The organism is Polaribacter porphyrae, from assembly GCF_002954685.1.
Classification (GTDB): Bacteria; Bacteroidota; Bacteroidia; order Flavobacteriales; family Flavobacteriaceae; genus Polaribacter; species Polaribacter porphyrae.
Genome location: NZ_MSCN01000001.1, coordinates 2,391,629 through 2,412,818, shown reverse-complemented (window position 1 = coordinate 2,412,818; position 21,190 = coordinate 2,391,629). Strand labels below are relative to the sequence as shown.

The following is a 21,190-nucleotide window of genomic DNA, read 5'->3' as shown; positions in this document are numbered from 1 at the left end:
ATCAGTGTCAAACTTTTTTAAATAATCTCTTGTCGAAATTCATTCTCTACATCAGTAACAATACCCAAAGCCTCATTTATATATTTAAAAGTAGAAAGCAATTCTGGTTTTCCATTGACAATAGCAACATCATGTTCAAAATGAGCTGAAGGTTTATTGTCTAAAGTTGTTATTGTCCAGCCATCAGCATGTTGTCTTATTTTATGCGTACCCATATTTGTCATTGGCTCAATAGCCACAACCATTCCTTCAGCAAATTTTTTTCCTCTTCCTCTTCTTCCGTAATTTGGCATTTCTGGGTCTTCGTGCATTTTACGTCCTAATCCATGACCTACCAACTCTCTTACAACTCCATAACCATGTTTTTCTGTAAAATTTTGAATTGCAAAACCAACATCGCCAACTCTGTTTCCAGCCTTAAATTCACGAATACCGACGTATAAACTCTCTAAAGTAACATCTAGTAAATTTTTTGTGGCTTCATCAATTTCACCAACAGCAAATGTGTATGCATGATCTCCATAAAACCCATTTTTTAAAGCACCACAATCTATTGAGATAATATCACCTTCTTTAAGAGGTTCTTTAGTTGGGAATCCATGGACTACTTGTGAGTTTGGACTCATACAAAGTGTATTTGGGAAATCATACAAACCTAAAAAACCAGGAACTGCTCCATGAGCTCTTATAAACTCTTCTGCAAGTTTATCTAAATATAAAGTAGTAACCCCAGGTTTTACTTCTTTGGCAAGCATACCTAAAGTTTTGGAAACAATTAATGCACTTTCACGCATAATTTCTATTTCCTCTCTGGTTTTAATTTTAATCATATTGAAAAAATTGAAACGCAAAGTTACTATATTTATTGATAATTATTAGTGAGGGTTTTTGACTCGGATTTTACAAACTTTCACGGATTCTTATGAGGCAGTTATCCGTGAAATCTGTGTTTTTTGATTACTCACTCTTATCATAAGAATGTTTATAAGGTTCTCCTGTAACAATTTTTAGAATATCTTTTTCTATAGTTTCTCTAGGCCTTTCTACAAAACGACCTACTTCTTTTCCATTTTTATAAAAAATAAAAGTTGGTACTCGTAAAAGATCAAATCCTTCTTGAAGATTATCTGGTGTTTTTTTATTTCTACCTACTGTAACCAATTCAAAATAATTTTCATCAAAACCTGCTTCTTCTAAAATTTTGTAAAAGCGAGGCACATTTCTTTTACTATCACCACACCAAGTTCCCATAAAGCCTTTTATGGTATAGTTATTTATAACTGGCTTTAATTTAGTGATAGTTTCTTCATCAACATTATATTCAGAATACCTACTGTTATACCAACCTTTATAACTTGGATCTTGAAACATTTCTTTGTTTGCAATTCCAATTAAATAACCTCGGTCATTTTTTTCTGCATTTGCTTCTTTTGCTGGCAATCTTTTAATCACTTCTGTTTTTAATTCTAGTGCAGACTTTTTTGAGTTACAAGCTGCTAAAATTACTGTTGATAGTATGAGTACTAAATATTTCATAATTATAATAGAGATTTTTGAGTCATTTCTTTAGGTTGATTTACACCAATTAATTCTAAAATAGTTGGAGCAATATCGCCTAAAATACCACTTTTTATTGATTTTATTTCATCATCAATTAAAATAAAAGGAACAGGGTTTGTGGTGTGTGCTGTATGTGGAGAACCATCAGGGTTCATCATAGTTTCACAATTACCATGATCTGCAATTAACAAAGTAGAATATCCGTTTGCTAAACCAGTTTCAATCACTTCTTTTGCGCAAATATCAACAGCTTCACAAGCTTTTATTGCAGCTTCCATAATTCCTGTATGCCCAACCATATCTCCATTTGCAAAATTTAAACAGACAAAATCTGCTTCACCTTTTTCTAAATCTTTACATAAAGCATCTTTTAACTCATATGCAGACATTTCTGGTTTTAAATCGTAAGTGGCTACTTTTGGTGAATTTCTTAAAATTCTAGATTCGCCTTTAAAAGGTGTTTCTTGTCCACCAGAAAAGAAGAATGTTACGTGAGGATATTTTTCGGTTTCTGCAATTCTTATTTGTTTTTTACCAGCTGCTGATAAAACTTCTCCTAATGTATTTTTAATGTTATCATTATTATAAATCACATTAATTCCTGTAAAAGAAGCATCATATAAAGTGATGGTTGTAAAATATAAGTCTAATTTTTTCATCCTAAATTCAGGGAAATCATTTTGAGATAGAACGTTTGTTAATTCTCTTCCTCTATCTGTTCTGTAATTGAAGAAAATAATTGCATCACCTTCTTTTATAGTGGTTTTTGGTGAACCATCTTCGTTTGTAATTATAATAGGTTTATGAAATTCATCAGTTAAACCAGCTTCATAATTTTGATTGATGGTTGTAATAACATCTGTAGTTTTTGTGCCAATTCCGTTTACAACACCATCATAAGCTTCTTTAACACGTTCCCATCTGTTATCTCTATCCATAGCATAATAACGCCCAGTAACAGAAGCTAATTCTCCTGTGCTTTCTTGCATGTATTCTTGAATATCATTGATAAAATACGTTCCAGATTTAGGATCACAATCTCTACCATCTGTAAATGCATGCAAGAAAACATTATTTACTTCATTTTCTTTAGCAACATCTAAAATTCCTTTTAGATGGTTGATGTGCGCATGAATACCTCCATTAGAAACCAAACCTAATAAATGGACATTTTTATTGTTTTCTTTGGCATATTGAAATGTATCCAATAACACTTTTTCTTTACCTAACGTTTTTTCTTTTACAGCTTTATTTATTCTAGCTAAATTTTGATATACAATTCTACCAGCACCTAAATTCATGTGGCCAACTTCAGAATTCCCCATTTGTCCTTCAGGCAAACCAACATGTTCTCCATCTGTTCTTAATGTTGCATTAGGATATTTGTTATATAAACTATCTATGTATGATGTTTTTGCATTGTAAATAGCAGAGACTTTTGGGTCTTGAGTAATTCCCCAACCATCCAAAATCATAAGAATAACTTTCTTGTTCATTTTTCTATATTATCATGTAAAAATAAGAAAGATTTTAAAGCTATTTCTAAAATTTTACGAAACCGATAAAGTTGATTTCGTCAATTAAAAAAGAGAAAATGAATATTAACATAAATTAATTTTTTTTTAAGTTAAATAATACATATGCGTTAAACGCTTGTTAAATAAGCTTCGCCTTTGAAACATAATACAGTTTTTATGGTCTATTTAATATAAACACCAAAATAATTTTATTAATACTAAAACCTATCAATCATGAAAAAACTTTTTTTACCAATGCTAGTATTCTTATTAGCTTTTTCTACTACCAATGCTAATTCAATAGATTTAAAATCTCATACATCAGTATCTGTAAAAGCTGGTTACATAACCAATGCTTTTTGTAGACTTATACAAATGGGTAACTATGAGGCTGTAAAATCTCTTATAGATACAGGAGAAGATGTGAATAGAAAATCTAAAGGTTTAACGCCCCTTATGTTTGCAGCAAGACAAAATAAAGTTAAAATTGTAAAATTATTGATTAAAAGTGGTGCTAAATTAAATACTAAATCAGAAAATGGTGCGAGGCTAACAGCATTACAAATTGCAGAAAGATCTAAAGCTGTAGACGTTGTCAAAGTTTTAAAAGAAGCTTTGTAATAGTAATTATTTTTGAATTAATTAGAAAAACTGCCTCTTGTAGGCAGTTTTTTTGTAAAATTATTTGAGAGATAGTTTAAACTAATTTATGTTTTCTACCAATAATAACATAAAAAAGCGAGCCTAAAAAAGGAACAAATAGCACAACTAAAGTCCAAATGATTTTATTATTATTTATAAATTTATTTTTCAAAACATCATACAAAGCATAAATAAAAAGAACTAATGCTAAAAGTAACAATGTTTGAGTAACAAATAACCCAAAAGAGAAATCATTCAGTAAAGTTTCCATAGTTTTTATATATTAAAAATAGTATTTTAAGCCAAGATACTATTAATTTCTCTTTTTTATTGTTTATAAATTCATATTTTAGATTTAAGATAAAAACTCAAAATTTTATCCAGTAAATTTTATCGAATAGCGTTTTTAATATTTTGCAAAACCAGCAAAATATATAATTGTTGACATCCCAACTATAAAAATCAAAATATTTTTTATTTTCCTTTTTCTATTTTCATCAGAAAGTTTTTCTCTGATGTTTTTAAGTTGACAGGGTGTAGCTTTCCCATCAAAAGAAACCTGAATATTATTTCCTTCTTTGAAGTTTTTTATCTTTTCAAAAGCGGAAATACGTTTTCTTCTGTTGTGTTTTAAACTTGTAATCATGTGTGATGTAAAACTCATAGCAGTATCTTTTTATATATGTAGCAGAAAATGAGAAAATGTTACAATTACAGATTTAATAGTAAAAACTATAAATCATTTTTAAATTAATTTTTAACAAGAAAAAAAGGAGGATATTATTACAAAATTCGTAATTTTACAGGGCAAATTTTACTAAATTTTTAATGGAATCACACTTTGAAATGAACGAAGTAACTAGCAAGTTACCCAAGCATTTACACAAGTTTGTTGTAAAACAACCCTATGATGAATATACGCCTCAAAATCAAGCTGTTTGGCGATATGTGATGCGAATGAATGTTGATTATTTGAGTAAAGTTGCACATCAATCTTACATTTCAGGATTAGAAAAAACAGGAATTTCTCTTGAAAATATTCCAAAAATGGAAGGAATGAATAGAATACTCAAAGAAATTGGTTGGGCAGCTGTTTCTGTAGATGGTTTTATTCCTCCAAATGCATTTATGGAGTTTCAAGCTTATAATGTTTTGGTAATTGCTTCAGATATGAGAACCATAAATCATATCGAATATACACCAGCTCCAGATATCATTCATGAAGCTGCAGGTCATGCACCTATTATTGCAAATCCTGAATATTCTGAATACTTGAGGCGTTTTGGAGAAATTGGTAGCAAAGCAATTTCATCTGCCAAAGATTATGAGATGTATGAAGCTATTCGATTGTTATCAATTTTAAAAGAAAATCCTAATTCTTCTGAAAAAGAAATAAAAGAGGCTCAAGAAAAAGTAGAGTGGATACAAGAAAATATGGGAGAATTGTCTGAAATGGCCATGATTCGAAATTTACATTGGTGGACAGTGGAATATGGTTTAATTGGCAGTTTAGAAAATCCTAAAATTTATGGTGCAGGATTGCTTTCATCAATTGGAGAGAGTGCTTGGTGCATGCAAGATAAAGTAACTAAAGTGCCTTATTCTCTAAATGCAGCAACTGTGAATTTTGATATAACCAAACCACAGCCTCAATTATTTGTTACTTCAGATTTTGCTTATTTAAGCTTAGTATTAGATGAGTTTGCAAATACGATGGCATTAAGAACAGGAGGCTTAAGAGGAGTTGAAAAGTTGATTAAATCTAAAAGTTTAGGTACAATTGAATTGACAACTGGTATTCAAATTTCTGGAACCTTTGATAGAGTTATCAAGTTCAAAAACAATAAAGTAGCCTATTTTCAGACTACAGGATTTACAGCTTTAGCGAATAGAGATAAGGAGTTGATAGGTCATGGAATTAATGTACATAAAAATGGTTTTGGAAGCCCAGTAGGAAAGTTGAAAGGAATTAATTTACCTATTGAAGATATGAGTCCTAGAGATTTAAAGGCTTATGGAATTTACGAAGGAGAGTTCATGACATTAGAGTTTGAAAGTGGTATTATTCTTAAAGGAAAAGCAATAACTGGTACTCGAGATTTACGAGGAAAAATTTTAATTATTACTTTTGATGAATGTACTGTAACTTATAATAATGAAGTTTTGTTTCAACCTGAATGGGGTTTGTATGATATGGCAGTTGGTAAAGAAGTAGTTTCTGCGTATGCTGGTACAGCAGATGTAGATTCTTTTGCAGATTTTGGTAAAGTATCTGAAACAAAAACCCACAAAATTATATATACTGATGATGAAAAAGAATTGTATACTTTATACGATCAAGTAAAAAAAATGCGTGAGGCAAATACAGCATCATCAAAGAAAATAACAGAAATATTCAATCAGTTAAAAAATGATTTTCCTCAAGATTGGTTATTGAATTTAGAACTTTATGAATTAGCTTTGCAACATAATTATAAAATTCAATCTGGTATTTTAATGCATTTACAAGATTTACAAAAAAATGTAGCTTATAGTAAACTAATTCAAAATGGATTAAATTTATTAAAGATTGAAGTTCATCAACTTTAAAAAGGATTATGGGATTATTTGGAATATTTAGTCAAAAGGATTCAACAAATGAAATTAAAGAATACCTTGAAAAAGATGCAGTAATTTTAGATGTAAGGACACAAATGGAGTGGGATGAAGGGCATATTTACAACTCAAAACATATTGTATTGAATTTAATTCCTGTTGAAATTGATCAAATTAAATCTTGGAATAAACCCATAATTGCAGTTTGTAGAAGTGGAGGTAGAAGTGGGCAAGCCACTCAATTTTTAAAACAAAATGGGCTTGATGTTATCAATGGTGGTCCTTGGCAAAATGTTGCTCAATATTTAGAAGAATAAATCCTAAATTAAATTTCTTTTTTGGGCTTTCATCACAGCTTCCATTTTACTATGTACTTGCAATTTTTTGTAAATATTTTCTATATGTTTTCTAACAGTGGATGGAGATATGATTAGGTTATCAGAAATGTCGTTATAATTTAATCCTTTGCTTAAATGAGTTAATATTTCTGTTTCCCTTTTGGTTAATTTAATATTGTCATTCAGCTCTCTTTTGGCAAGTAAAAGTGTTGGGTTTCTTAACAAATTTAAAGTTTTTACAGCAATACTTGGCGTCATTGGTGCACCACCTTTGGTAACTTCTATAATGCTATTGTATAGATTTTCTGCATCAATTTCTTTAAGTAAATAACCATTTGCACCTGCTTTAATAGCTTTAAATACACATTCATCATCATCTACAACTGTTAACATAATCACTTTTATGTGTGGGTATTTATTTTTAACCAGTTCAGTAGCTTTTATACCATTCATTACTGGCATTTGAATATCCATTAAAATAACATCTATATTATGATTTTCTTCTAATTTTCCAATTAATTCAGCACCATTATTTGCATGATATTTTACAGATATGTTTTCAAAGAAAGATAATTTTTCTTTAATCGTTTTTACTAAAAAATAGTTGTCTTCTGCAATGCAAACTTTTAAGTTCATAGTTTATTTTATTTCTATAAAAGTAACATTAGATTTTTTAAATTTTTATACGTCATTTGCCTTATTTTTTAGAGGAACTTCTAAAGTTATGGTTGTACCTTTTGTTTCTTTTGAAATAATTTTGACAGAACCCTCAATTTCACTCATTCTCTTTTCCATATTAGATAAACCATTACCAAGTTCTGTAGAATTTAAACTAAACCCTTTTCCATTATCAATAACATTGGCAATAAAAAGTTGTTCTTTTTTGTTTAGTTCTATTTTAATAGTATCAGCTTCAGCATATTTAATGCTATTATTTATAGCTTCTTGTATAACTCTAAAGATATTCATCCCTGCAAGTGATGTAAAATTCTCGTTTTTATCAATGGTATATTCTATATCAAATTTTGTGTTAGGTACCGCGTTTTTTGCTTTTTCTACAAATGATAAAATTCGTGTATGCAAATCTTCCACAGTAATTTCACTTTTGTTCATAGCCCAAATTGTATCACGAAGTTGATGAATGGTATCTCCTGTAAAAGAACTGATATTTGATAATTTATCTTTTAGTTTTTCACTAGCATCTTTAGAAATAAATTTTAGATTGTCTATAGATGAAATAATAAAAGTAAGTTGGGAGCCAATATTATCGTGCAAATCTCTAGAAATTCTTAAACGTTGTTCTTGCAAACGATTTTGAGTTTTTATAGTTGCTAAAGCGTCTTTTAAGTCAATTTCTTTTTGGAGTTGTTTCTTTTTAAACAGGTTTCTTTTGTAAACAGCAAAGAAAATAATTCCTAAAATTAATAATGCAGCAGTTAACAAAATAGCATATAAATTTCTGTTTTTAATGGCTAATTTTTGAGTTAAAAGTTCTTCTTTCTGTTGGGCAATTTCTTTCTCTTTTTTGGTGGTTTCATACTTTACTTCAAAATCTGAAATTTTATCTTTTAATGAATTTTTAGAAAGTTCATCTTCAAATTCTTTTTGCTTTAAAAGATATTCAAATGCTTTTTTATATTGTTTTTTTTCTTGGTATAGTACTGATAGGTTTTTGTATAATTTAGCTAAATCTGAAGGATTATTCGCTTTTTCTATCATGGGTTTAGCAAGTAATAAATTTTGTTCTGCACTTGCAATTTTTTTTGTTCTAATATAATTCACACCAAGATTTAAATAAGTGACTCTTAACGTTTGTAAATCTTTAGTTTTTTGTGCTTCATTAATAACAGATTTATATATTTCTATAGCTTTTTTTGGTTTTTTTCTTACTGTAGCTAATTGAGCCATACCCGTTTTATTAAACAATATTATTTTTCCATAATTTATTTTTTTTGCAACATCTAAAGATTTTTGATAGTAATTTTCTGCATTAACATATAAAGAGGTGTCTTTTTCTTCTTCTCCAATTTCCTTGTACATTCCAGCTACATTAAATAAGCTATTAGCAACGTCTACTTGACTACTGCTATTTTCTTTAATTTTAAGAGATTTTAAGTAAAATTCTAAAGCTTTCCTATATTCTTTCATGTCTTCATAAATTAGACCAATATTGTTAAAAGATTTACCAAGTGCAGTAGAATCATTTAATTTTTCTGCTAAAGAAATGGCTTTTTTATGGATGTCTAAAGAAGCTTCAGCTTTACCTAAATAAGACATAGCAAGTGCTTTGTTATTTAAAAATCGCAGTTGATCTTCTTCATTTTTATTACTTTCAGCTAGCTGTAAAGCTTTGTCAAAGTTTGTTAAAGCTCCTTTAAAATCTCCTTGATAAAAGTTAAGCACACCAAAATCTCCAAAATATTTAGTTTCTAAATCATAATTTTTAAAATCTCTTAGTTTTTGATTTACTTTTGTATAATATTCTTGAGACTTTGTGTAATCTCCTTTTATGATATAGAATTGTGCATATTTTAGTAAAGCTAGAATATTTGTTCTTTTTAAGCTCTCTATATTTTCTGTTAATTTAATGGTTTTATTAAGGTATATTTCTGCAGAATCTTTTTGTAAACTAAAAAACTGATCAATTAAAAGTATATATGTTTCTGCTTTTTCTTCTGTAGAAATTTCTTGTTTTAAAATAGTTTTTAAACTATCTATCTTTTTATTTTGAGAAAGAGAAGCTAAAGAACTAGTCACAAAAAAAAAGAGTAGGAAATGTTTTATATATCTCATTACGAAAAAATATGAAGTGATTATTAGGTTAGTTGTAAAATGACACTTACAATTTACAAATTATTTTAATAGTTGTTTTTTTATTGATATTAAAAACTTTTTATTTTTAACTAAAAATTTTTGATAATGAAAATTCTAAATTGAAAACCTTTATTCTTATAGTTAAAAGTTGTTGGTTTGTCTTTTTCTGTAAAATATCAATTTTTTGCGATTTGTTTTTTAAAGATGATGTTATGTTTTTTTCCTGTAAAATAGCATTTTTAAGTATATTTAATTTGTAATTTTCTGAAGTTTTAAGTTTTTTGAAATCAACAATAAAAATCACAATCAATAAAAAAAATAATGAAGTTAAAATAGAGATTAGTATAGTAAGTTGTAAATTCATAGTTGTTTTATTTTATATATGGGCATAGATTCTCTGTCTTTCAGGTTAATTAATAGTATTAAAAATTATAACTTTAGTTCAATTTTAATAAAGTCTGTTTGTTATAGAAACTCAAATCTCTTTAATATTTGAGCTAAAAAAAATACGGCAGATGCCGTATTTTTCGCCTTTTCATAGAATCCAATTATTAGTTTTTAGAAACATTAAGTTTTCGTTCCTTAACTTCTATTTTATCATTTGTGTAACCTTTTCTTGTTATTCATTTTACATTAGATTTTAATAATTTCATGTTTTCTTGATATTAATTAAATTAAAATCAATTTGTGTTGTCATTTTTAAAAGGAATAACTTTTAAGGTTTTAAAAATGTTATTGCAAATATGAAAATCTACAGGTTTTTTATTAAAAACGGAATCAGATATTTGAGTTGCAAAGATTTCAAAAATAGCTTTGTAAGTTTCACTTTCTGCAGCTTCTTTTGTGGTAACCATTCTAAATTGATAGTTCCCATTTTCATCATCTTTAGATAATTGAATCGATTTTTCATTTTCACCAGCAAAACCAGAGCTTATTAAAAAATCACCAAGTTTTTCGGCATCTGCCTTGTCAACTTTATTGGTATAATAGACTTCAGTTTTGTTGTATTGTAATTTTTCTCCATAGCCGGAACAACTTAATATAAAAAGAGAAAAACAGATTAAAACGATATTTTTAGTAAGTTTCATGGAATAAGGTTTTTGTTATTTTATTTTGCTGAAGAAAGCATCTAATTGTTTTGTCAAAAATGTGTTACAAGCATTATAAAAACCATCTGCATATTTTTTACCATCAACATTTATCCATTTTGCTGTGGTAGAAAAACGATCAGCTTTAGCTGCTAAATAAGTGGAAAACGTAGAAAATGATGTGGGTACAAAAGAACCTTGTTTTTGGTAAGCAACAACTTTTTGCTTTTTTAATACTCCATTAATTTCTACATCATCTTTTAAAGTTCCTGTAAAAGAAGCTTTAGATCCAAGCCCTACTTTACCTTGCATAAAGCTAATATTTGAGTTTGCAGGATAATGATTTGTTGCTCCTTTTATTTTTACAGAACCAAAGATTTTACCAGCTATACTTTTCTTTTTCTTTGTTTTTACAGGTACAGATATCATATAACTACTAGCTAAACGTAAGTTTGTTTTTAGCTTTACTTTTGCAGCTCTTCCTTTAAACATATTAGAACCATTTTCTGTAAACATTACATATAAATTTACATCAACAATAGTTGCTCCTCCAAGAGCTTTAGAAAGTTTTGCTTGATTTCCAATACCACCTAAAAAACCTTTCTTAACTTCCCCTTTATTTGTTTTTCTTTTATAGAAATAAGAATAACCTTCTGGCATTGTATTTATAATACCCGAAAAACTTTCCTTTACATCAGGGCCAGTTTCTTTTTTCCAGTTTTTGTATAAATCTGTTTTACCTGCTTCATCAGCAGAAACAATTTCATAACCTTCACTTTTTAATCGAGCTATAAAATTATTGTATAGTAAATTGGTTTTTTCTTGCATTAAATTTGCTTCAATTCCACCTAAACCAATGGCTGCTCTTGCAGTTGCATTACTTGTATTTCCGCCAATTCTACCTCCATTACCACCTACTTTAAAGTCAACAGCCTCTTTATAAAACTCATAATTAATGTTAAAAGAATTGATATAAATTTTCTTTGGTGCTTTTTTCATAGTTTTAGCTCCATAGAATTTATTTTTCACTTTAATATCTCCAATTTCTTGAGAAATTAAGCTTATAGAGAATAATAAAGCAAATAAGAAACTATAATTTATTTTTTTCATTGTATTCATTTTTAGGATTTTTTATTACAACAAAATTGAATAAAATGAAAAGGGTAAACAATACGTCAAATGACGTATATTTAAAAAATACTATTCTGTAAGTGTTAAGAGTTGTTTTTTTATTTCTGATTTTGAAGCTTTTTCATTAGCAAGTTTTTCTGATAAAACATCTAGTACTTTTGAGTTCTCTTTTATAGATTCCATAACTAAATCTACAATTAATCTAAAGAGAATGAGTAAAATTGCAGCTATAATACCTGCTTCTGCAAATACGATAAAAAAGAAAGATAGAATAACTACAAACTGCTGAATAAATATCCTTAAGTAAGGTTTAAACATAATATCCTTTGCTGAAAATTTCAAATATTTTTTATGATGTAAAAAGTCTGAAATAAACTTTCCTAGATGAGTAAAAATAATAGCAGGTAATGCATATTTTATATCCTCTAAAGATAATATTGTAGCGTAGTTATCAAAAATATGAAAAGGTTCTTTTATAATTCCTTTCCCTTCAATACTAAATAAAGCAAAAGCAAAAATAGATTGGATACCTACAAACATGCCATAATGAATCAAGAAAAAGAAAATTAATCCAAACTCATGTTTTTCTGACTTCCCAAAAAAAATACTCCAGAACATTTTTAAAGCATTAAAAATACCTATAATGATTGTTTCTAAAAAATAGGCAAATAAAATTGTCATTGGACTTGCTTTGCCTATGTATAAAAGAAATAATAGATAAATAGAACTCAACCAAACAAAAGCGTTCTGTGGAGTAGGATAAAAGATATTTTTAAGCATTATAACTTTATTTAAAATGTAAATTTCGAATAAAGTTAAAAATATTTAAATACGTCAAATGACGTATTTTAAAATTTTATAAACGAAAATTGTTGAGTTATTTTTTCCTTTTTAGATAATAAACTTTGTAAAAACTCTTGATGTTGTTTAGAGTTTTCATTAAATGGCTTGTGAGAAATTCCTTTCTGAATAGTATCAACTTCTTTTAGAATGGGTTTTGTATCTTCAGAAAACCAAGTTTCTACAAATCTTTCCCATATATAATTTATGGCAATTTTATTTGGATGTACCATATCTTCATTGTAAAAACGATAATCGCGTAATTCGTCCATTACAATTTCATAAGAAGGAAAATAATAACTTTTTTTTCTTGGTTCAACAACCTGATGAATAGCTGCAATTAAGTGTGCTTTACTTTGAGTATTCTCTACAAAACCATCTTTTAGATGACGAACAGGTGAAACTGTAAAAATAAAATTGACATCTTTATTTATAGTTCTGATTAATGCTACACATGATGCTAAACTTTCAGAAATTTCATCAACTGTTAAAAGCTCTTTTAAAAACTTTTTTTGCGGAATTTTATGACAATTCGTAACAATTGTATCACTTTTAATATGTCTATAAACCCAAGATGTGCCTAATGTTATGATGATATGAGAAACTTCTACAAGTTGTTTTTTTGTAGAATAAATTCTAGAATTAAGGTTTTGAAGTAATTCTTGCTTTCCAGTTGTACTTACACTTGAATGTGCATCAAATGAGTGCCAACGTTCATTTTGTGAAATAATATCTTTTTCAGTATATCTTTTTTCATTTATTGCATTTGTAATCAATTTTTCGATAGCAATAGGATGAAATAAAATTCCAAAAGGATTTTGTGTAGATTGGAATTTGAAATAGTTAAATTTATCACCAATATTTTCTGAAAAGCATGAACCCAGCAAAAGTATTTTTGAATTGTAATCTATTTGATTATGAAGTTGTCTTTTTAAAGGTATTTTTGTTTGTAGGTTCATTAATAATTATTCAACTAGTTTTTCGAGCATAAAGTTATATTTTTCTCTCCAATTTTTCTCTCTTTTTTTATCTAATATTTTAAGATGAGAGAGTATCTCTTCAATTCTTACTTTATATATTTTTACTTTAGATGTTGCTTCAGATAAACGATTAAAGTACTCTGTGTGAAACATTAAATTATATATACTAAATGTTACAGAAAAAGGAGCAATATCTGTATTTCTTTCAATTGTAATACGTGCTCCAAAAATATTTTCTTCATCAATGATAATGATGCCGTTTTCAGAACCAAGAGAATTTATCGTATTTGCATCGTCAAAAATTTTCCAATTATTTACCACTAGTATTTCAAAATCTTTTTAGTTTTAGAAACATTTTTACTTTGATAATGTATAAAGTAATTTCCTTTAGGTAAAGAAGAAATGTTAATCTTAATAGTATGTTGAATAGAACTATATTTTTTATTTGCAATCTGTTTTACAATAGCACCAATAGAATTATATAAAGTAATCCTCAAATTTTCATTATTACCAAAAAACTTGATATTGATAAAATCAGCTGTAGGATTTGGATATACCTTTACTTCTGATGTTGATAACAATACATTATCTGTTGACAATGCTGCAGAACATCCAGATTTAAAAAGTGGTAACGCATCAAAACTATCAAACAAAACAGCGTTAGATTCAGATTTTGTAGCTCCTAGCCAATCTGTTAAAATAGTACTGTAAACATTTCTAAAATCATATTGCATTTGTATTCCTTCTTGATCATCAACTTGAGTATTAATTTCTGGAGCATCACCTAAAACTTGATTTTTTGCACAGTTTCCGAATACAAATAGTGGAGCAGCTGTTCCATGATCTGTTCCAAGACCTGCATTAGAACGTATTCTTCTTCCAAATTCAGAATAAGTCATTCCTAAAACTCGATTATCAATATTAAGTAATTTTAAATCATCTTGAAAAGCAAGCATAGCATCAGATAATTCTTGTAATAATACAGCATGTTTTCCTGTTGTAGTTTCGCCTTCTACAACTTGATTATCATGATTATCAAAGCCACCAATTTGTACAACATATACTTTGGTTTGCAAACCACCTGAAATTAATTTAGCAACATGTTTTAACTTTTCTGATAAATCTGATGAGGTATATTTATCTGATACATTATTTCCAGAGTTCGATGCATTTTTTATGCCTTCTGCATAAGCATTGGTTTGTTTAATAGTATCATTCACAAAACTTAAAGCATTACTATAACAATTATTAGGAATTTTACCAGTATTAGAAACTAAAGCAGTGCCAGGATTATCTGGGTCTTCAAGAGCCATAGAAAAGTTAGTACTTGTACCTTGGCATGTTTCAGAAACAACTTTACCTACAGTAATTGCAAAAGGATGAGGATTATTTTCATTAGGATAACCTTCAGGAAAGGCATTGTGATTAATATCAAAAAAACGACCTATCCAACCTGAAGAAATGTATTCATTTGCATCTGATGCAGAATGCCAAATATCTGTTGATCTAAAGTGAGAACGATTTTGATTTGGGTAGCCTACATTTTGTATAATTCCTAATTTTTCTTGATTCCAAATTTCTTGAATTCCACTCATGGCTGGGTGAAAACGAGTTGTACTATCAACCGTTAATAAATCAGTATCAGGAATAATAATATTAGAACGTACATTTTGTAAATTATCATATTGATTTAAATCAAAAATGGTGTTTAACCCATCATTTCCACCTTGTAATTGTATTAAAACTAATACGTTATTATTATCTGATGAAAATTGAAATGCTTTTGGTTTCTCATTTGCATAAATTGGGAAACCACTTAAGGCTATAGGTAGAGAAGCAGAAGCAATTGAGCTTAATTTTATAAAATCTCGTCTATTTAATTTCTGATTTTTTCCCATAATTACATCATTTGAAATTCAGACATTTGAACCATCACAGCAATTAAGCCTCTTAATTTTTTATCAACAGATAATGCTACAGAAACATCAGAGGGATTTCCTAAATATTCTCCATACTCAATAGTCCATTCTACATCTGGTAACCCAGGAATTAAAATATCTTTTAAAGCAATGATTTGTTCATTAGTTATTTGGTAATTAAATAGTTGATTTGCCAATTCAGAAACCAAAATATTTGGGTTAGTTGCATTTTGAATACCTGCAACAATTTGTAAAACAGGTACTAGAGGTGGTACTGTATATTTTTTCTCATCAATTACTAAATCACCTCCAGTAACTAAAATTCTACAATAATCTAATCTTTTTGGTAGTAAATAACTATTTACCCAACTTTTATAATATAAAGGGGCTTGATAATAGGCTTTCCAACCTGCAACATCTGGATGATGAAAAATTGATTGATTTAAATCTGTACAAGCTAAATAAAGTACCAAAGCAAATTGATATTCTTCTTGAACTGATGTTTTTGGTGCAGAAACTAACAGTGATTTTGTAGCAGAAAACATCAAATCAATTGGACTTTTTATCATACAAAATGTGTTCTCAAAAAAGTGATCTGATGTTAATAAAACTTGCAAAGCTGGTGCAATTTCATAATCATTTTCTCTGATGATTTTTGCTAATGGCTCAATAATATTATCCTCAATTTCAGTAGTGATTTCAGAATTTACAAACCAAATATATAATTGTCTAGTAATAAATCTTGAACATTCTTCTTGTTCAAAAATTTTATCAATTAAATCTTTGTATTCGTTTTCTCCATTTTCAGAAATTACGGCATTATTAAATCTATGTGATAAGGTTTTACTTCCTTTTGTATGAAACCAATTAGAGAAAAAAGGAACTAAGCCTTCTGCATGTGCAATGCCTCTAACTCTCCATCCAGTAAGTACTTTTGCCATTTGTACTACATCGTTTTCTGTGTAATTTGTGTAATCTCCATTACCAATAGCATCTCCTTTACCAATGGTAAATAATTCTAATAATTCTCTAGAATAATTTTCATTTGGAGCTGTATTAGTATTTTGAGAACCACTCAAATAGATGAGCATATTTGGGTCAATAGTGATTTGTTTGGTTAATTCTTTAAAATTTCCAAGAGCATTTTCTCTTAAAATTTTCATGTATAAAAACTCTCTGTGAGGATTTGTATTTTCAGATACAAAGTGGTTGTGCCAAAATAAAGTTAGTTTTTCTCTGATTGATAAACCTGCATCTTGCATTTGTAAAAAAGACCAAGCATAGTTAGAACGATTTCTTGATCTAAAAACTCGATTTCTTTCTTGGCTTGTAGGCAAATCTGGATAAGCAGGTGCATTTACCCAAGTTTCACCATAGTTTACATCTGGGTCGTTTATCTCACCTCTACCAGTTCCATCTGGTTCGTATTTTAGAGGAGTTTCTGGCATTGGTTTTATTTCGAAAAGTTTTGAAATTGTGCCAGACAAACCTAAAGAAACTGACTCTTCTGTCAATGCTTGTGTTACCCCAAAAGAGGTTCTTTTTAACAAATGTCTTGCTTCAATAGCAGACCAATTTCCAGAATAGGTGTCTAAATATGACATATAGTTTAGTTTTTAAGTGGGTAAAAACTAATTGAGATGATCTCAAAGTTAACTTAATTTGTAATAATCTACAAATTGAAAAGCTTATGAGTTAGACAGTTAAAAACTAAAATGGTTTAATTATTAAATAAAAAGGAACTTGTATGCCAAATTCCTAAAGCAGAAATAATTAATATGATTATTATAATTATAACACCAATTAAGAATGCGTATTTATTTTTTACTTTTTTCAAATCGAACAAATTTAAACTAAATATTCTTTAGCTTTAGCTAAAACTTTAGGAATTATTCTCACAAGAAGTTAACTGATTTACTGTTAATTTTATTTTGTAAGATTTTCTAATATGTATTTTAGTTGTTTTAATGAGGTATCTTTAAATTTGTATTGGAACATAAATTTTGTGTTCATAAATGTGTTTACATTACTAAAATCACTCGTAAAAATATCTACTTCTCGATTTATAGAAGAAGATAAAAAGATTGGTATTGAAAAATTCTTATTCTTTAGTATTCGATAGGTTTATTTAATTATTTAACTTTAAACCAAACATCTTAAAGCGTTATAATAATGTTCTCTTCGAAATTTATTCAAAAAAAGGATGAATATTTAAATTCACCCTTTTCTATTATAAATAAGTAAGTGTATTATATTTTTAAATTTATATCTCCAACTAATTTGTAGAGTTGAATTTTCGTAAAAATTAATGTTATTTTTTTAAGATTTTTTTAGTAACATTATTACCATTCTGATCTTGAATCCTTAAAAGATACAATCCTGTAGATAAATTAGATGCATCGTATTCAGTATCACTAATTTTAGACAAGCTATGAGTTACATTTTTACCTAAAATATTGAATAAAGAAATATCGCTAATTTTTGTGCTGTTGTTTAAATCAATTTTAAAAGTAGAAGTAACTTCATTTGGATACACAGAAGTGTTATTTTCTAATGAAAAGTTTTTGGTACTTAATGGGTTTTGAGCTTTAAATGTAAAATTGTCTACATATGCAAACTTATCAGTATTGTTTAAGACTAATCCTTTAGGGTCATTTTGAAAACCTGCATCACCAATAAATATAATTGCATTTATTGTAATCCCATTTGTACCTCCATCTAATTCAAATACTATTTCTTGCCATTCACCAGCTGTTGCAGTGTATTTATTTAATGCTCTTTGACTTCCTGAACCATCTACACTAGCATCTGCAGCATTAAATCGAATGGTGATGTCTGGTTGTGCAGGATAATTTGCCATAAAAGTAAAGTAGCGTATTTCACCAGCAGGAACAGTGTAAGCTGTAGCTAAATCAAAGGCCATTAATTCATACCAAAGACTAGTTGTTCTTCCTAGTTTTGCAACATTTGCAGATGTATTTCCAGTTGTATTTGGGTTGGCAACAACTGAAATTTCTGCACCATACCTTTTCACAGGAACTGGAGAACCAGTTTCAAAATCATTAACAACTGTTTGTGCGAAACCAAAAGTTGTAATGCAAACTAAAAAGAAAAAAGTAATTTTTTTTATCATAATAATAATTTTAAGGTTAAATTTTTATAAAATTATAAATTATACATCTCAAAAAAATAGATGAAAAAATCAAAAACATGGATTAAAATACTTTTATTTTAAATTTAAAAACAGAAAACTCCAATATTAAACTTATTGGAGTTTTCTTAAAAAAATACTTTTTTGTATTAAAAACCTGTACCTGGATTTTCAGGGCTTTGGGCTTGTGCTTTTTGTGGATTTAAAATCATATAAGTTCCTAATGCAGTTAATGCTGCATATTTACCATAGTTGCCAATTTTTTTAATTGCTTCTTTACGAGTAATATCTGTATTTTTTGTCATTATATATCTTATTAAGTTTTAGTAAATTATTCTAAAATTATCTTTTTGTTCAAACTCCCTTTTGCTGTTTCTAGTTTAAAAATATAAACACCAGTGGCTAGTTTTGGTAATTTTAACTCAATATTACTTTGTGGTGAGGAAAATTTAGAAAACATCACTTTTTTTCCTAATAAATTGTATAATGATACAGTTGCATTGCTATTATCTAAACCAGATATTCTTAATATATTATTGTTTTTTCTGTACACATTTACATCAACTAAAGTGCTATTATTAGCTGATAATGCTGATGATGAAGCATGGATAAAAAATCTACCTAGTTCATCAGAACTTGCATCTAATGTTGTTTTGTAATTGTCTTGACTTAAATTTATAAAAGCATTTTTCTTTTTATCTTCTAAATAGATATTTACAGAATTGGGTAAGTTTAGACCACTTGCAGAAATAATAAACTCCTTATTAATTTCAGATTTGATACCAATAGGAATTACCATAGACTCCAAGTCTGAATTTGGTAAAGATTGTATCCCAATTTTTCTTCCATTATTATCTAATAATAATTCTGTATAAATTGCTAAATCATGATTTACACCTCCAAAAATAGAACCATCAAAACCATTATCAAAACCTTTTGATGTACCTTCTATATAATACAATTTTGTACTGAATACTAAATCATCTTGAGCAATTTTTAAATCAATTTCAATTCTAGAATTTGCACTTTTTAAGAAAGAATCTGATTTATGACTTTGATTGGCAGTGTTAAAAGTAACTACGTTAGAACCTGCTGTTCCTGCACTTACAAAAAAACCTTGCCCAGGTGCAATTTCAAAAGCTGCATCTGTTCCTGACATTTTTTGTACATAGCCACCCATATTAGCTCCATTTTTATTTTCGTCCCAAATCCAAATGGTTTCTTCAGACAATCTATTTGTGGCATTATTATCAGTAAAGAAAGTACCTAAATTTATATAACTTGTAAATGGGTTTCCAACAAAATTAAAGAAATTAGCTCCATTTTGAGATATACTTGGCTCTACGTTTGTACCTGTAAATGTACCTGTAAAAGAAAGATCATTACTTGCAGCACCATTATCAATTTTTGCTATTAAACCTGTTCCTGCATTAATTACATCTGTACTTGATGTTGTAAAATAATTCCAATCTGTGCCATCATTATTATAGGTTGCTAACCCAATTCTACTGCCTCCAGAACCTGCTGCAAAAGAGTTTTCTGCTTGTAAAGTAGTTACTGTTGCACCAGAAACGGGTGATGTTACAGAGTACCAAGCATTAGATAAATCTGAATCTTTAGTTATAGTTCTTTTATAGGTTATTGTACCTGTACCAGTAGATGATGATGCTATTAAAGAGCCTCCTGAATTTATTGTAATATTAGCACCAGAATTTAATGTTAAAACATCTACTGAAACACCAGATGAGGAACCAACAATAGGATTAAAAGGAGTCCCAGAAGGTATTGTAACTGGTACAGTTTGGTTTGGTAAACCTCCAGTCCAATTTGTTGATGTAGCCCAATCTGAAGTAGCACCATTCCAAGTTGATGTATACACTTTATTTGCACTATCATTAATTGTTATATTATCTATATACACGATGCTAGATGCAGATCTAGGTCTTCCTCCAACAAACCCATATCTGTATGAAAATCAATTCTATACAAAGTACCTTTAGAAAAATTAGATGAAGATGGTGTATCTAAAAGGGGTATTACTACTTCTTGCCAACTATTAGTAACAGCTGTGTATGGATTTGGTCTAATAATATTTCCATTTGTTCCATTAGAAGCATCACTAGGACCATCAGTTCTCAATCCTAAATCTGTTAGAACACTAGAGTATACTTGGAAGTGTATAAATTTAGTATCTGATGTTGATACTGCTAAATCAGGATCAACGTTTATACCTACCAAAGCCCACCAGTTATCTCCACTTGTTCTTTCTATTTGTAAACAATTATCTGAAGCATTTATACCTGTCTTATCAGGGTTTGCAACCACAGTAGCAGTAAATCCTCCAATAGCACCAATAGGTGCAGCAGAACCAGTTTCAAAATCATTTACGGTCTGTCCAAACGCAAACGTAGTAATTAGAATAAAAAATAACGTAATATTTTTAATCATCATATAAAATTTAAAGTTTTGTTAAATTTATGATTTTAGGGTTTTTAAAAAATAGACGGAAATTATCTAAATATGGATTTTTTTATTAATTTGATAAATATTAATATCCATAAATATCATTTAATCAAAATATTGTATTTCTTTTTAAAATATGATAGTATGAAGAA

21 protein-coding genes are annotated in these 21,190 nt (G+C 28.4%); 3 read left to right on the top strand and 18 right to left on the bottom strand.

What is annotated here, in order from left to right:
• Positions 1-17 precede the first annotated feature (17 nt).
• The 3 genes from map to gpmI all read right to left on the bottom strand — a co-directional run bounded on the left by map (position 18) and on the right by gpmI (position 3,056).
• Positions 18-830, bottom strand: a complete 813-nt coding sequence (map, locus tag BTO18_RS10785; protein ID WP_105016226.1) for a type I methionyl aminopeptidase — start codon at positions 828-830, stop codon at positions 18-20.
• Between the two features lie 127 nt (positions 831-957).
• Positions 958-1,536: a thioredoxin family protein gene (locus BTO18_RS10780; RefSeq protein WP_211295600.1), complete on the bottom strand. Its 579-nt coding sequence runs from the start codon at positions 1,534-1,536 to the stop codon at positions 958-960.
• 2 nt (positions 1,537-1,538) lie between these two features.
• Positions 1,539-3,056 carry a 2,3-bisphosphoglycerate-independent phosphoglycerate mutase gene (gene gpmI / locus BTO18_RS10775; protein ID WP_105016224.1) on the bottom strand — a complete coding sequence of 506 codons (1,518 nt, stop codon included), beginning with the start codon at positions 3,054-3,056 and terminating at the stop codon, positions 1,539-1,541.
• A 255-nt stretch (positions 3,057-3,311) separates the two neighbouring features.
• On the opposite strand from gpmI, the gene BTO18_RS10770 reads away from it, so the two are divergent.
• Positions 3,312-3,698 (top strand): ankyrin repeat domain-containing protein, encoded by a 387-nt coding sequence (locus BTO18_RS10770; RefSeq protein WP_105016223.1) that lies wholly within the window; start codon positions 3,312-3,314, stop codon positions 3,696-3,698.
• Between the two features lie 76 nt (positions 3,699-3,774).
• On the opposite strand, the gene BTO18_RS10765 is transcribed toward BTO18_RS10770, so the two are convergent.
• On the bottom strand, positions 3,775-3,990 hold the full coding sequence (locus BTO18_RS10765; RefSeq protein ID WP_105016222.1) for a PLD nuclease N-terminal domain-containing protein: 216 nt from the start codon (positions 3,988-3,990) through the stop codon (positions 3,775-3,777).
• Positions 3,991-4,125: 135 nt separating this feature from the next.
• Positions 4,126-4,383, bottom strand: coding sequence for a hypothetical protein (locus BTO18_RS10760; RefSeq protein WP_105016221.1), 258 nt, complete (start codon positions 4,381-4,383; stop codon positions 4,126-4,128).
• A gap of 164 nt (positions 4,384-4,547) precedes the next feature.
• Between BTO18_RS10760 and BTO18_RS10755 the strand changes: the two genes are divergently transcribed.
• Together BTO18_RS10755 and BTO18_RS10750 are read left to right on the top strand one after the other, a co-directional pair.
• Positions 4,548-6,308: an aromatic amino acid hydroxylase gene (locus BTO18_RS10755; RefSeq protein WP_105016220.1), complete on the top strand. Its 1,761-nt coding sequence runs from the start codon at positions 4,548-4,550 to the stop codon at positions 6,306-6,308.
• An 8-nt stretch (positions 6,309-6,316) separates the two neighbouring features.
• Positions 6,317-6,631, top strand: coding sequence for a rhodanese-like domain-containing protein (locus BTO18_RS10750; RefSeq protein ID WP_105016219.1), 315 nt, complete (start codon positions 6,317-6,319; stop codon positions 6,629-6,631).
• 3 nt (positions 6,632-6,634) lie between these two features.
• On the opposite strand, the gene BTO18_RS10745 is transcribed toward BTO18_RS10750, so the two are convergent.
• The 13 genes from BTO18_RS10745 to BTO18_RS10685 form a co-directional block, all read right to left on the bottom strand.
• Complete coding sequence (locus tag BTO18_RS10745) at positions 6,635-7,288, bottom strand: response regulator transcription factor (protein ID WP_105016218.1); 654 nt, start codon at positions 7,286-7,288, stop codon at positions 6,635-6,637.
• Positions 7,289-7,333: 45 nt separating this feature from the next.
• Positions 7,334-9,445 (bottom strand): tetratricopeptide repeat protein, encoded by a 2,112-nt coding sequence (locus tag BTO18_RS10740; RefSeq protein WP_105016217.1) that lies wholly within the window; start codon positions 9,443-9,445, stop codon positions 7,334-7,336.
• Positions 9,446-10,146: 701 nt separating this feature from the next.
• Entirely contained in the window at positions 10,147-10,554 is a 408-nt protein-coding gene (locus BTO18_RS10730) for a hypothetical protein (protein ID WP_105016215.1), read from the bottom strand.
• Between the two features lie 15 nt (positions 10,555-10,569).
• Positions 10,570-11,664, bottom strand: coding sequence for a hypothetical protein (locus BTO18_RS10725; protein WP_146106915.1), 1,095 nt, complete (start codon positions 11,662-11,664; stop codon positions 10,570-10,572).
• 90 nt (positions 11,665-11,754) lie between these two features.
• Positions 11,755-12,465: a DUF6498-containing protein gene (locus BTO18_RS10720; protein ID WP_105016213.1), complete on the bottom strand. Its 711-nt coding sequence runs from the start codon at positions 12,463-12,465 to the stop codon at positions 11,755-11,757.
• A gap of 68 nt (positions 12,466-12,533) precedes the next feature.
• The gene (locus BTO18_RS10715) at positions 12,534-13,484 is read right to left on the bottom strand and encodes a GSCFA domain-containing protein (protein ID WP_105016212.1); all 951 of its coding nucleotides are present in this window, start codon (positions 13,482-13,484) and stop codon (positions 12,534-12,536) included.
• A 6-nt stretch (positions 13,485-13,490) separates the two neighbouring features.
• Positions 13,491-13,826, bottom strand: coding sequence for a hypothetical protein (locus BTO18_RS10710; RefSeq protein ID WP_105016211.1), 336 nt, complete (start codon positions 13,824-13,826; stop codon positions 13,491-13,493).
• Positions 13,826-15,403 (bottom strand): T9SS type A sorting domain-containing protein, encoded by a 1,578-nt coding sequence (locus BTO18_RS10705; protein WP_105016210.1) that lies wholly within the window; start codon positions 15,401-15,403, stop codon positions 13,826-13,828. Before BTO18_RS10705 ends, BTO18_RS10710 begins: the two co-directional genes overlap by 1 nt.
• A 2-nt stretch (positions 15,404-15,405) precedes the next feature.
• Positions 15,406-17,028 carry a DUF1800 domain-containing protein gene (locus BTO18_RS10700; protein ID WP_105016209.1) on the bottom strand — a complete coding sequence of 541 codons (1,623 nt, stop codon included), beginning with the start codon at positions 17,026-17,028 and terminating at the stop codon, positions 15,406-15,408.
• A gap of 707 nt (positions 17,029-17,735) precedes the next feature.
• Positions 17,736-18,557 (bottom strand): T9SS type A sorting domain-containing protein, encoded by an 822-nt coding sequence (locus tag BTO18_RS10695; protein ID WP_105016208.1) that lies wholly within the window; start codon positions 18,555-18,557, stop codon positions 17,736-17,738.
• Positions 18,558-18,724: 167 nt separating this feature from the next.
• Positions 18,725-18,880 (bottom strand): hypothetical protein, encoded by a 156-nt coding sequence (locus tag BTO18_RS17655; RefSeq protein ID WP_170063259.1) that lies wholly within the window; start codon positions 18,878-18,880, stop codon positions 18,725-18,727.
• A gap of 26 nt (positions 18,881-18,906) precedes the next feature.
• Positions 18,907-20,496: a DUF8693 domain-containing protein gene (locus tag BTO18_RS10690; protein ID WP_105016207.1), complete on the bottom strand. Its 1,590-nt coding sequence runs from the start codon at positions 20,494-20,496 to the stop codon at positions 18,907-18,909.
• Positions 20,487-21,023, bottom strand: coding sequence for a hypothetical protein (locus tag BTO18_RS10685; RefSeq protein ID WP_105016206.1), 537 nt, complete (start codon positions 21,021-21,023; stop codon positions 20,487-20,489). The genes BTO18_RS10690 and BTO18_RS10685 overlap by 10 nt, the downstream gene beginning before the upstream one ends.
• Positions 21,024-21,190: the final 167 nt, after the last annotated feature.

Excerpts from the sequence above, each read along its gene's own strand:
- map (WP_105016226.1), bottom strand. The coding sequence starts at position 830 with ATGATTAAAATTAAAACCAGAGAGGAAATAGAAATTATGCGTGAAAGT.
- BTO18_RS10780 (WP_211295600.1), bottom strand. The coding sequence starts at position 1,536 with ATGAAATATTTAGTACTCATACTATCAACAGTAATTTTAGCAGCTTGT.
- gpmI (WP_105016224.1), bottom strand. The coding sequence starts at position 3,056 with ATGAACAAGAAAGTTATTCTTATGATTTTGGATGGTTGGGGAATTACT.
- BTO18_RS10770 (WP_105016223.1), top strand. The coding sequence starts at position 3,312 with ATGAAAAAACTTTTTTTACCAATGCTAGTATTCTTATTAGCTTTTTCT.
- BTO18_RS10765 (WP_105016222.1), bottom strand. The coding sequence starts at position 3,990 with ATGGAAACTTTACTGAATGATTTCTCTTTTGGGTTATTTGTTACTCAA.
- BTO18_RS10760 (WP_105016221.1), bottom strand. The coding sequence starts at position 4,383 with ATGAGTTTTACATCACACATGATTACAAGTTTAAAACACAACAGAAGA.
- BTO18_RS10755 (WP_105016220.1), top strand. The coding sequence starts at position 4,548 with ATGGAATCACACTTTGAAATGAACGAAGTAACTAGCAAGTTACCCAAG.
- BTO18_RS10750 (WP_105016219.1), top strand. The coding sequence starts at position 6,317 with ATGGGATTATTTGGAATATTTAGTCAAAAGGATTCAACAAATGAAATT.
- BTO18_RS10745 (WP_105016218.1), bottom strand. The coding sequence starts at position 7,288 with ATGAACTTAAAAGTTTGCATTGCAGAAGACAACTATTTTTTAGTAAAA.
- BTO18_RS10740 (WP_105016217.1), bottom strand. The coding sequence starts at position 9,445 with ATGAGATATATAAAACATTTCCTACTCTTTTTTTTTGTGACTAGTTCT.
- BTO18_RS10730 (WP_105016215.1), bottom strand. The coding sequence starts at position 10,554 with ATGAAACTTACTAAAAATATCGTTTTAATCTGTTTTTCTCTTTTTATA.
- BTO18_RS10725 (WP_146106915.1), bottom strand. The coding sequence starts at position 11,664 with ATGAAAAAAATAAATTATAGTTTCTTATTTGCTTTATTATTCTCTATA.
- BTO18_RS10720 (WP_105016213.1), bottom strand. The coding sequence starts at position 12,465 with ATGCTTAAAAATATCTTTTATCCTACTCCACAGAACGCTTTTGTTTGG.
- BTO18_RS10715 (WP_105016212.1), bottom strand. The coding sequence starts at position 13,484 with ATGAACCTACAAACAAAAATACCTTTAAAAAGACAACTTCATAATCAA.
- BTO18_RS10705 (WP_105016210.1), bottom strand. The coding sequence starts at position 15,403 with ATGGGAAAAAATCAGAAATTAAATAGACGAGATTTTATAAAATTAAGC.
- BTO18_RS10700 (WP_105016209.1), bottom strand. The coding sequence starts at position 17,028 with ATGTCATATTTAGACACCTATTCTGGAAATTGGTCTGCTATTGAAGCA.
- BTO18_RS10695 (WP_105016208.1), bottom strand. The coding sequence starts at position 18,557 with ATGATAAAAAAAATTACTTTTTTCTTTTTAGTTTGCATTACAACTTTT.
- BTO18_RS17655 (WP_170063259.1), bottom strand. The coding sequence starts at position 18,880 with ATGACAAAAAATACAGATATTACTCGTAAAGAAGCAATTAAAAAAATT.
- BTO18_RS10685 (WP_105016206.1), bottom strand. The coding sequence starts at position 21,023 with ATGATTAAAAATATTACGTTATTTTTTATTCTAATTACTACGTTTGCG.